The sequence below is a fragment of the Paenibacillus radicibacter genome, assembly GCF_024721995.1.
Taxonomy (GTDB): domain Bacteria; phylum Bacillota; class Bacilli; order Paenibacillales; family NBRC-103111; genus Paenibacillus_AM; species Paenibacillus_AM radicibacter.
The window spans coordinates 24281-33972 of sequence record NZ_JANQBC010000019.1 but is presented as its reverse complement, the minus strand read 5'-3'; the positions used below and the strand labels follow the sequence as shown (position 1 = coordinate 33972).

At 38.6% G+C, this 9692-nt stretch carries 7 protein-coding genes; 1 reads left to right on the top strand and 6 read right to left on the bottom strand.

Translation table 11 applies throughout. The annotated features are described in order from the left end of the window. Positions 1–806 (top strand): DUF4367 domain-containing protein (locus NV379_RS25140; protein WP_258210089.1); only part of this gene is annotated, 806 nt, incomplete at its 5' end. A gap of 245 nt (positions 807–1051) precedes the next feature. Here NV379_RS25140 and NV379_RS25135 read toward each other — a convergent pair. From NV379_RS25135 to NV379_RS25110, 6 genes are all read right to left on the bottom strand, one after another. Beyond that, positions 1052–2899, bottom strand: coding sequence for an ABC transporter ATP-binding protein (locus tag NV379_RS25135; protein ID WP_258210091.1), 1848 nt, complete (start codon positions 2897–2899; stop codon positions 1052–1054). A 44-nt stretch (positions 2900–2943) separates the two neighbouring features. Further along, positions 2944–5175 carry an ABC transporter ATP-binding protein gene (locus tag NV379_RS25130; protein ID WP_258210088.1) on the bottom strand — a complete coding sequence of 744 codons (2232 nt, stop codon included), beginning with the start codon at positions 5173–5175 and terminating at the stop codon, positions 2944–2946. A 134-nt stretch (positions 5176–5309) separates the two neighbouring features. Beyond that, on the bottom strand, positions 5310–7259 hold the full coding sequence (locus NV379_RS25125) for an ABC transporter ATP-binding protein/permease (protein WP_258210087.1): 1950 nt from the start codon (positions 7257–7259) through the stop codon (positions 5310–5312). After that, positions 7256–7879 (bottom strand): TetR/AcrR family transcriptional regulator, encoded by a 624-nt coding sequence (locus NV379_RS25120; protein ID WP_258210086.1) that lies wholly within the window; start codon positions 7877–7879, stop codon positions 7256–7258. The genes NV379_RS25125 and NV379_RS25120 overlap by 4 nt, the downstream gene beginning before the upstream one ends. A gap of 742 nt (positions 7880–8621) precedes the next feature. Beyond that, positions 8622–9494: an AraC family transcriptional regulator gene (locus NV379_RS25115; RefSeq protein WP_258210085.1), complete on the bottom strand. Its 873-nt coding sequence runs from the start codon at positions 9492–9494 to the stop codon at positions 8622–8624. 22 nt (positions 9495–9516) lie between these two features. Next, positions 9517–9669, bottom strand: coding sequence for a hypothetical protein (locus NV379_RS25110; RefSeq protein WP_156510152.1), 153 nt, complete (start codon positions 9667–9669; stop codon positions 9517–9519). Positions 9670–9692 lie beyond the last annotated feature (23 nt).

The following is a 9692-nucleotide window of genomic DNA, read 5'->3' as shown; positions in this document are numbered from 1 at the left end:
AATGCAAGACCAATTTAAAACCTAATGTTTTTAAACGAACTTCATTCGTTATCGTGATCGTAGGATTGCTCTGCGGATTCACCTACGCGACAACAAAATGGATCGAGTTAAAAGACAGAAATGGAAACGTTGTTATAGAGGTAAGATCAACAGATAGTAAAGTCTTACCTGAGTATCAACAAGCACTCGAAGAAATCAGGAATAAGATTTCTCCTGGAGAATCAGCTACAGTCTATTTTGGTAGTAAAGATGATATTCTGAACAAAAAAACAGATCAGGTCATGCATGTCACTTCGCCATATAAATACACTGATTCCAGTCAATTTAAAAAGGCGCTTTCAGCTCCATTCGATTCGAGTCAAATTCAACCTAAACTCTCAGAGGGATACCAATTTAAAGAAGCATCAATTTATATGAACCCTGCGATCGGAGCCGGTAAAAAAGGGGAGATGATTTTTGGTACAGCTTCAAATGGACAAGAGCTTGGTTACTATACTCAGAAAATTGGAAATCAGCCAATCTCCATTGTAATTACTTATTCGAATCGCGAGCATGAAGTAAACTATACAAGTTACTTCACATCAGGAAAGGAAGAAACGAAATTTTTCCTTAGTTCTCCATCATCGGATGCTAAAACGGTTATCAATGATGTGGACACTTATTATTATGTTGACGAGAATATGCAGGAGAAATCACTGCTGTGGGCTAAACAAGAGAATGAGAGAACAGCTCATTTTGTCTTGAGTAGTACGACTGCAAGCAAAAGTGAACTGTTGAAAATTATAAAAAGCATTCTCTCAGATTGAGTATTTTTAGCGTCTAATCTTTATGGCTGCCACTATTCAACTAACGGGAAACGTGAGTTCAAAGACAACAGCGGCAGTCTAAGACTTTATTTTTCAAGTCTTGGTCCGCCGCTGTTTGAATTTTTTGTCCAGTTTAAAACTTAAATTTAGAAGGCTGACGATCTTCAATCTCATAAACCCCGTTAAATCAATCTTCTCAGTCTAAAACTTTATTTTCGCTGGACACTTCGTTCAGTTTTATTACCTCAGACTGCTGTTTCAAATTGGCTGTTGTATAGACTTGTATAAACACCATTATTTCCAACAAGTTCCTCATGTGTGCCCTGCTCAACAATATCGCCATTACGCATCACTAAAATCAAATCGGCGTTTCGGATAGTGGATAAACGGTGTGCAATGACAAAGCTCGTTCGTCCTTCCATCAGATTATCCATTGCCTTTTGGATTAAAATCTCGGTACGCGTATCCACACTGCTGGTTGCTTCATCAAGAATTAATATTTTGGGGTCTGCTAAAATAGCTCTAGCAATAGTTAACAGTTGCTTCTGACCTTGTGATATGTTATCAGCCTCTTCATTCAATGTCATGTTGTATCCTTCAGGCAATGTTCGGACAAAATGGTCAACTTGTGCAGCTATAGCAGCATTTTTTACATCCTCATCGGTAGCATTTAGCTTACCGTACCGAATATTATCGGCAATCGTACCGTTAAATAACCATGTATCCTGAAGAACCATGCCAAATAATGAACGAAGCTCATCACGTTTGAATTTTTGAATATCGTTTCCGTCAATGGTGATAGCCCCACTATTCACATCATAAAAACGCATCAATAGCTTCACAATTGTTGACTTCCCTGCGCCGGTTGGGCCGACGATAGCGATCTTTTGCCCAGGTTTAACTTTGGCACTGAAATTATTAATAATTATTTTATCTGGATCATAACCAAACGAAACCTGATTAAAATCAATATGACCCTCTACCTTCACAAGTGTATTAGCCGCTGCGCTATTATGATTTACGGAAAGAGCATTTGGCTCTTCCTTAACTTCTTCTGCTTCGTCCAAAAACTCAAATACACGCTCAGCGGCGGCAGCCGTTTGTTGAAGAACATTGGAGATACTGGCAATTTGAGAAATAGGTTGAGTAAACGAGCGTACATATTGGATAAAGGCCTGTATACCACCAATGGTCATCGTTCCATTAGCCGCGAAATAACCGCCTAATATACAGATGGCTACATAAGCGAGATTTCCAATAAAGCCGGTTATAGGCATCATAAGTCCAGATAGGAAATTTGCTTTCCATGCGGATTTATATAGAGACTCATTATATTGTCCGAATATTTTTGACGAATCTTCCTCACCGCCGAAGGCTTTAACCACTACATGGCTTCCAAACATTTCCTCGACATGTCCGTTGACACTTCCTAGAAACTTTTGTTGGTTCTTAAAGTGCCTTTGTGATTTCTTCATAACTATAATAATTACGATCATAGAGAGGGGAAGAATACATAATGCAGCCAAGGTAAGTTTCCAACTAATGGAAAACATCATGATGGCTATACCTATTAGAGAGGCTACCGAAGTGATTATTTGAGTTACACTTTGGTTTAAGGTTTGGCTGATCGTGTCAACATCGTTGGTGATTCTGCTGAGCACTTCTCCATGGGATATCTTGTCATAGTATCCTAAGGGCAGTTTATGCATTTTATCGCTTATATCATTTCTGAGCTTAAACGTTACCTTTGCGGTTACACCTGACATAACGAAGCCTTGCAAATAAGAGAACAGCGCACTGACACCATATAATCCAGCTAACAATAAAATAATCTCGCCAATTTTCCCAAAGTTAATGCTGCCAGTACCTGAAATTTGCTTCATAACACCGGTAAAAAGTTCATCGGTTGCTTGTCCCAAAATTTTTGGCCCTAAAATGGTAAATACTGTGGAGATAATAGCCAGAATACATACAAGAATAATCATACGTGTATGCTTTCCTAAATATCCAATGAGTTTCGATATCGAACCTTTAAAGTCTTTAGCTTTTGCTCCTGGCATCATGGTACCTGGCATCATACCTCCGCCACCCATGGGATTTTTTTGCGTAGTGTTCTTCGTTTTATTACTTTCCTGACTCACGCTAATTCCTCCCCTGATAGTTGCGATGAGGCAATCTCATAATATTGTGGGCAGTCTTTCAAAAGCTCCTTATGTGTTCCACATCCGACGATTTTTCCTTCATCCAGCACGATAATTTGTTCTGCATTCATAATCGTGCTCACTCTTTGCGCCACTACGATGACCGTGCTGTCTCCTGTGTGTTCTTTCAGAGCTTTGCGCAAGGCGGCGTCTGTTTTGAGATCTAAAGCTGAGAAGCTGTCATCAAAGATAAAAATTTCCGGTTCCTTTGCCAATGCTCGTCCAATGGATAATCTCTGTTTTTGCCCACCTGAAACATTCGTACCACCTTGAGCGATCTCCGATTCCAACCCTTCCGGTTTCTCAGATATAAATTCCAGAGCTTGCGCTACTTTCGCAGCAGTTTCCACTTCAGCATCTGTTGCGTCTTTCTTGCCGTATCTAAGGTTAGAAGCAATAGTCCCGGAGAGCAACACCCCTCTTTGTGGTACATATCCGAATTTGGAACGTAATTCCTTGAGGTTGGCCTCTCGCACATCCACACCATCGATAATAATCTGGCCCGTGCTGACATCATAAAAACGCAGCATCAAGCTTGCAATCGTTGATTTTCCGGAACCAGTGGAGCCAATAATAGCGGTTGTTTGTCCCGGCTTTGCCGTAAATGTAATATCGCTTAGCGCGTCTTCTTCCGCACCATGATAACGAAAATGAACATGCTTAAACTCTACATGACCCTTTTTCGCAGCATTAAAGTATTTAGGATTTTGCGGTTCATCAATGGAATTCTTCGTCCCCAGCACTTCAGCTATACGGCCAGCCGATACTGCTGCCCGAGGGACAAGAATAAACGTCATGGAAAGCATCAAGAAAGCCGTAATGATTTGGATGGCATATTGCATAAATGCCATCATATCGCCAACTTGCATGGAAGAGCTTGCGATCTGATGGGCGCCGACCCAAACAATGATCAAGGTTACACCGTTCATAACAAGCATCATAATAGGCATCAGAGACACCATGACACGATTTACGAACAAATTTGTTTCTGTCAAATCGCCATTTGCCTTTTCAAAACGCTTCTTCTCATGTCTCTTTGTACCGAATGCGCGAATAACCATCATTCCGCTTAAATTTTCTCTAGAAACCAAGTTCAGTTTATCAACCATGCTTTGAATGATCTTGAATTTCGGCATTGCAATGGCCATTATAATCATAATCATGCCTACAAGTACGATGCATGCAACGGCGATAATCCAACTCATGGAGACTGACTTGTTTACTGCCATAATGATACCACCGATTCCCATGATCGGTGCATAGCAGATCATTCTGATTCCCATCATGAGCAGCTGCTGTATTTGAGTAATGTCGTTGGTACATCGTGTAATGAGTGAAGATACTGAAAACTTATCAAATTCGACATTTGAAAAACTCTCAATCTTCTCAAACACATCTTTACGTAAATTTCGTGCAACTCCGGCCGCAATTCTTGATGATAATAAGCTGACTAAAACCGTGGCCAATCCACCCAACAAAGCTATCGCGAGCATCAAGAGACCTACCCTAAGAATATAGGCGGTCTGCATACCGCTTATGTCCATACCTAACTCATCGTAAAAAGCTTTGGCGAACATAATGCCGCTTTGCTTTAGAGAGGTCTCGTTGTTGATTGCTTTTTCATGTGCAGCAGCAATTTTGGTTTCCGGTAACGTCTCAAGCATCAGTTGCGCCTGATAAAGCTGAGTAAGGTCAATACCACTTGAGACGGTTGATGCTGTGCCAGGGCTATCTTGACCATGTTGATCTACCATATCTAGCAGTAAATTCATCAGTGTCCCCGTTGATGTTTCAAAGGTACTATCAAGGGCTAAATTAACAGGCTCGTCTATATCCTTTTTCACATAAATCTGTGCAACTGCATTAGGGTAAAGACTCTTATATATTTCTCCTTCCGCGTTCTTGTCAGTGACGGATACAAGTTCATAATTTTCATCAAGAAGCTGCTTCTCATTAGCAGTCATTACGGTCGTCATTAGATTCATTGCACTTTGACTGATTGCGTCAGGAGCAGGGTGTTCAATGCCATTTTGCTGAATACCAATATTTACAATATTAGACATATAGTTAGGTAGACTTAAGTCACTTATCGCTTGTCCGAATAATAGAACAATAGCTGCAATCAATCCGATAAGAAATGGCTTTAGATATTTAGCAAGCTTTATCAAATAAATCTTCTCCTTTACTTTATCCTTCTGTTAGAGTTCCCACTTCAGAAATAAAAAATGCGTATTGAAGCATAGTAATACTAGTTAGCAACCATATATTTTACATAAATAAATACGACCACCATAAAATGTCATCACTCATATCTTAAAGATTCCATGGGATCCAGCTTTGCAGCTTTAGACGATGGCATAAGTCCTGCTATTATGCTTACAATCATACTTACAGCTATTGCAAAGATCATATTCTGACCTGTTAAATTGATCAGTTCTGCACCAAAGCTTTTTGCTAAAATACTATTCCCAACTAAACTTATTACAGTACCAGCTATTACTGCGATCAAGCCACTGAATAAGCCAAGTAAAGCAGACTCAGACAAGAAGATTCTTTTTATATCTTTCTTCCTGGCTCCAATAGCACGTAATATCCCTATTTCTTTTGTACGCTCAACCACACTTATATATAAAACAACTAGTATCATGATCCCCGACACGACAAGTGAAATTCCAGATATACCTGCAAGAAGAGCAGTAGCCATATTCAAATAGGTTGTGACTTGTTCCAGCATTGCAGATGTTTCAGAGTTAGAATAACCATAATCTTTTAAAGTCGCTTTTATATCTTCAACATGCTCTTGTTTATCAGCAAAAGCATTAATTTGTGTTGGATTTAATGTCAATTTCTGCTTAGCGAATGCTTTTTCTAGCGTATCATATTGTAAATAAGCAGTAGTTATTCCCTGTGGTCCTAAATTACCTGCGCCATATACACCGGATACTTTTAATTTTGTTTCTACAATTACTGGTTTGTTATCAAGTCCAATTTCATTTACATAAACGTATATTTCTTTACCGATTAATGAGTGATATTTTTCATCTATGCTTAACGCTTTTGCAAGTGTTGATGTAATAAGAATTTCATTTTCAACCGGTAGTTTTCCAGTCTCTAGATTTTCTTCTTTGATTGAATTCGTCATCGTAGAAAATTGCATGATATCTGAACGTTTGTCATCTAAAGCTGCACTACTTTTCATATTAAAAGAAGTTACTTTTTCGATGCTGTTTACATTCGGGATTTTTTGGATTTTTTCAATATTTTCTTGTGATAAAGGTTCTTGTGTTGACATCATTGGCATTGAACCTTTATCTTTAGACTGCTTCGTGATTTCAATCATCAGAGGGTTTATACTGGAGTTTATTTCATTATTAATATAATTTGTAACTCCACTACCTATAGATAACATCAATATGACGCCTACAAGACCTATAGAGCCTCCAATTGCAACTAATGTATTTCTTTTTGCATTTAATTTCATATTCTTTAGAGCAAGCTTGAAGGAAGAAAATAGACTGAGACTTTTAGATTTCTTCTGTTCTGTTTTTTCAGTGTATTGATAAGCTTCTTTTAGTTTAATATCCTCCATAACTCTGCCGTCTTCAATTTTAATGACTCTGCTGCCTGAATTTGCAACTTTTTGAGAATGGGTTACAGCGATGACGAGTTTCCCTTTTTTGGCGATGTTATCTAGAATATCTAATACTTGTTGGCTAGTTTCTTTGTCTAAGGCACCTGTGGGTTCATCAGCTAAAATGATATCCGGATCATTAGACAGAGCTCGGGCGATAGATACACGTTGTTTTTGTCCCCCAGAAAGTTGGTTTGGTTTCTTCGTCATGTGATCCTTTAAACCAACTTCAGTCAGAAGCTCTTTTGCCCTTTCATCGCGTTCTTTTTCACTTTTACTTGCCATTTGCATCGCAATCGTTACATTTTCTAATACCGTAAGGTGAGGAATCAAATTAAAACTTTGGAACACGAAACCAATCTTGCTTTTTCTATAATAATCAAGTTCATGCTCCTTCATTTTTTTTAAGTTCTTTCCCTCAACAAGGATGTTTCCCGTATAACTTGAATCCATGCCACCTATAATATTCATTAATGTTGATTTTCCACAACCTGATTCACCAAGTATAGATATAAATTCTCCTTTGTTAAAATCTAGATTTATACCCTGAAGAATTTTGGTTTCTACTTTTTTATCAATAATATAAGCTTTCTTAATGTTTTTTATCTCTAACAACTTCATTGACATTCCTCCTTACAAAAACCTTTTTTTAGTAAATTAAGATCTAAAACATAATTTCTGGTTGCTTCTTCAAAAAGTAATTCCTTCGTAAAATTTTGAATAAGATTTTGAAAAGTAACCGCCATGATGATTCTTAACATATGAAATAATTCTTTATCGCTTTCAATATTCAACTTGTCCTTATTAATTAAATTGCCAATTTGAGAAAAATTTTCATTATAGCTTCCTTCATTGAATTTTTGGGTAAATGTGTTTTCTGTCTTATAATTCATATTTAAAAAAGTATTTCTAAAAAAGTTGCGGTCTTCTTTGTCTTGAAATCTTTTCAGCATACCTTTGAACATTTCTATAAATGTAATAAATATATCACCTTCAAATCTTATTAGGTTTGAAATAAAGGTCTCCTGATTTTCTTTTGAATGTTGTTCTAATAAAAAATAATAAGCCTCATCTTTTTCTTCAAAGTATTGGTAGAAACTGCCTCTCGGGATACCGGCGGCTTTTACAATATTAGCAACGGATGCTTCATGTAATGGAACTCTTGAGAATTCTTTCATCATCGCATCTATTAAAATTTGCCGTTTATCATCGGATAAATTGAAAAAGGTTTGTTTAGGCATTGGTTTTCCTCCTATCAACTGCTGGTATGGTGTTGTGTTATTCTGAATCATAATCTAATTACAAATGACACTGTGTCACATCGGTGCTGAATTGATCATATATGACACAGTGTCATTTGTCAACATAATATGTGACACGATGTCATTAGTTCTTTACTGAGATGGTGTAAATTATTCATAAAAGGTAATGTGAAAAAGCAAAGGTTATGAAAATATTAATTGAGCATATTGCATAATCCAGAGTACTTGATAGGCAAGGATTTTGAGATATAAAAAGTGCAGTATCTAGACGATGAGGAAGTGGAAGAGGTGCTACTGTATGGGGCACAGTTAACGCGAGCAGCAAGTGGGGGGCGCACCATGTTTATTGTTTGTTTTCTATAACATTAAAGTAGCGCAAAGACGGGTATACAGAGACAGGTTGTTTATGGTGATGGCTCGTTGGATATAACTAATCCTAGTTTAGTCTAGGAGGATGTTATGGGTGGGTGAAAAATATCATCTTCACGGTTCGTCCGAACCCACGAACTGGAGAGTTAAAGTGGAGTTACTTACTTCAACTAGCTTACTAAAATGTATTCCATTTCTGTTGTTAAAAGTAAATAAACCATTAGACTAGAAACTATCAAGACCTAAACTTAAGGAAATCAAATAAAATAAAGGGTTCTACATATTATGCATGACTAATATGTGGAACCCTTTATGTTTAACTATCGTTCCCCGTTACTTCAACAAACGCTGCTTATTTCTTTTTAATGGGTATCCATATTTCGCTTTTAAATTGCGGCGATGCTACATCTTTCTGCTCATTCCAGAGCATTTCAGGCCCTTCGCATAGCTCATATTCCGAAGACGGAAACCATTCGGAATAAATGCGTCCCCAGATCTCTTGAAGCGCACTCGGAAAAGGGCCAACGGCGGTGAATACAGCCCATGTAGAGGCTGGCACCTCCAGCTGGGCGAAGCCATCTCGTGCTTCATTCGTTGTGGCCGCCCCGATGTAATGATCAAGCTCTCCTTTCTCCTCCATCCGCCCTTCACTGAAATTCGTGGAAGCACTGATTAGTCCTGAAGGCTGAACATTCGAAAAGCCCTTAATCTTATCAATCATTTCTGGTGTAAGTCCTTCAAACATCGATGCAATCTCCGGATTCACCCCCTGAAATACTATTGGCACTCTTTTTTTGATCCCCACTATGCGAAAAGCCTCTTTGTCTTCAATTCGGTAGTTCATTTCACTTCCTCCTTTGATAGTTAGTTGAAACGTCATCCGCGGGAAGGCTTTGAGGGACTGTCCATGGATCCGGGCTTCCGAGGGAGTAATCCCATGCATGCTTTGGAAAGCCCTAGTAAAGGAATCCGGCGAGGTATATCCGTATTTCATCGCAGCATCGATGATCTTGATGTCACTGTGGCTTAGCTCAAGTGCTGCCAAAGTTAGGCGTCTTCGGCGGATGTATTCCGACAGAGTAATGCCTGCAAGGAATGAGAACATCCGTGAAAAATGATATTCCGAACAGCAGGCAATTTTCGCTGCCTCCTGATAGTCCACACGATCAGTAAGATTCTCCTCAATATAGCTTAAAGATTTGTTCAGTTGCGCCAGCATATCCATGATTATCGCCTCCCCTCGTTACTCAAAGCATAGCAGAGAAGGTATTTCCCTTCCCGACATTTAGTGCACAATCCTGCAGGGTCTTTTGATGGTCGTAGGACATCCCCTTTAACTTTGCGTCAATATACCCTGTATCAGGCAGTTGTAACATGATTGATTCACAACTTAATCTCATGATTATAGACCTCCAAATATCAC

Coding starts and splice junctions, on each gene's coding strand:
- NV379_RS25110 (WP_156510152.1), bottom strand. CDS start 9,669: ATGAGATTAAGTTGTGAATCAATCATGTTACAACTGCCTGATACAGGG.
- NV379_RS25135 (WP_258210091.1), bottom strand. CDS start 2,899: ATGGGTGGCGGAGGTATGATGCCAGGTACCATGATGCCAGGAGCAAAA.
- NV379_RS25115 (WP_258210085.1), bottom strand. CDS start 9,494: ATGGATATGCTGGCGCAACTGAACAAATCTTTAAGCTATATTGAGGAG.
- NV379_RS25125 (WP_258210087.1), bottom strand. CDS start 7,259: ATGAAGTTGTTAGAGATAAAAAACATTAAGAAAGCTTATATTATTGAT.
- NV379_RS25120 (WP_258210086.1), bottom strand. CDS start 7,879: ATGCCTAAACAAACCTTTTTCAATTTATCCGATGATAAACGGCAAATT.